Annotated in this window: 1 protein-coding gene and 1 pseudogene; both read right to left on the reverse strand. The window is 50.5% G+C overall.

The window, feature by feature from the left end:
- Positions 1–30: 30 nt before the first annotated feature.
- A complete protein-coding gene (locus U869_RS0127215) occupies positions 31–1074 on the reverse strand; it encodes an NAD(P)-dependent alcohol dehydrogenase (RefSeq protein WP_025123946.1) in 1044 nt (347 codons plus the stop codon).
- A 23-nt stretch (positions 1075–1097) separates the two neighbouring features.
- Positions 1098–1358: pseudogene (locus tag U869_RS0127220) on the reverse strand (MFS transporter); the annotation flags it as partial.
- Positions 1359–1367 lie beyond the last annotated feature (9 nt).

Genomic DNA, 1367 nt, shown 5'->3' on the forward strand with positions numbered 1-1367 from the left:
TACACATTGAATACATGACCCTTGGTTGAATTAAGCGGTTATTTTGATAACGCCTTTGATAATGTCTTGTTTGTTATGCACGGATTCTTCAAACGCACGCTGCACGTCAGCGTAGTCATAAACATGAGTGACCATTGATTTGACATCGAACCGCCCCGAGGAAATGGCCTCAATAGTGACCGGATAGCGGTTGGCATATCTGAAGACGGTTTGAATGGTGACTTCCCGGTTAATCTTTAAGAAATTAATCGGGGAATCTCCCGGCACCGTGCCGACGATCATGATCTTCCCACCGCGCATCACCAGATGAGGCGCCTGTTTTACCGTGGCCTGAGAACCGGCGGTTTCAAAGATAATGTCGGCCCCGGCCTCACCCAGCAGTGCTTTACTTCTGGCGATGGTGTCTTCTTTCGCACCATCAATCACGTATTTGGCACCCAGCTGGCTAGCCATCGTCAGCCTTTTATCCAGCACGTCGACCACCACAATGTCGCTGGCCCCCATGCAGCGGCAGGCCTGCAAGGTCATCAGGCCGATGCAGCCCGCACCTAAAATGATTATTTTCTTACCGGGCGTCACCTCTGCCAGCATCGCCGCATGGATGCCGACGGCGGCAGGCTCAACCAGCGCGCCTTCCAGAGTGTCCATATTCTCCGGCAGCTTGTAGGTAAAGCTTTCTGGGTGGCAAAGGTAGTTGGTCAATGCGCCACGGTAATTCGGCTGCGTCGCCATAAAATCGACATCTGGACAGATATTATATTTCCCTTCCAGGCAGTAGCGGCATTTACCGCAGGGCACGCCGGGTTCGATATTGACCCTGTCGCCAATTTTAAACTTGCGGACATTACGCCCTACGGCTGCCACAGTACCGGCACACTCATGGCCTAAACCAATTTCCTGATTGGGATCTTTGGGCGGAATAAAAGGACCGGATTCAAAACCATGTACGTCTGAACCACAAATTCCCACATATTCAACTTTAATCAATACTTCATCGTCTTTAGGCACCGGTATTTCGGCCGGCATGATTTTCATGCTGCCCGGCGTGGTTAAAATGGCTTTAGTATTATTCATTGTGAAATCCTAAATAGTGATGTTTATTTTTCAGTGACCACATCAAGACCAATGCTTTCTACGGAGGCTCCTTTCGTTTCAATACCAATAAAGGCGATCGCTCCAGCAACAATAACCGAGACCGAGCCCAACAGGATGAACACGCCGGAAACGCCATAACTATCCAACAACACGGCAACGGCATAAGGAGAGGCGATACCACTGATGCGCCCTACCGCGTTGGCCAGGCCTGAGCCCCTCAGTTTCGCTTCGGTAGGCCAAATCTCTGGCACATATACCCGTGATCATTGAAG

The sequence above is a fragment of the Serratia sp. H1w genome (assembly GCF_000633355.1).
In the GTDB taxonomy this organism is placed as follows: domain Bacteria; phylum Pseudomonadota; class Gammaproteobacteria; order Enterobacterales; family Enterobacteriaceae; genus Chania.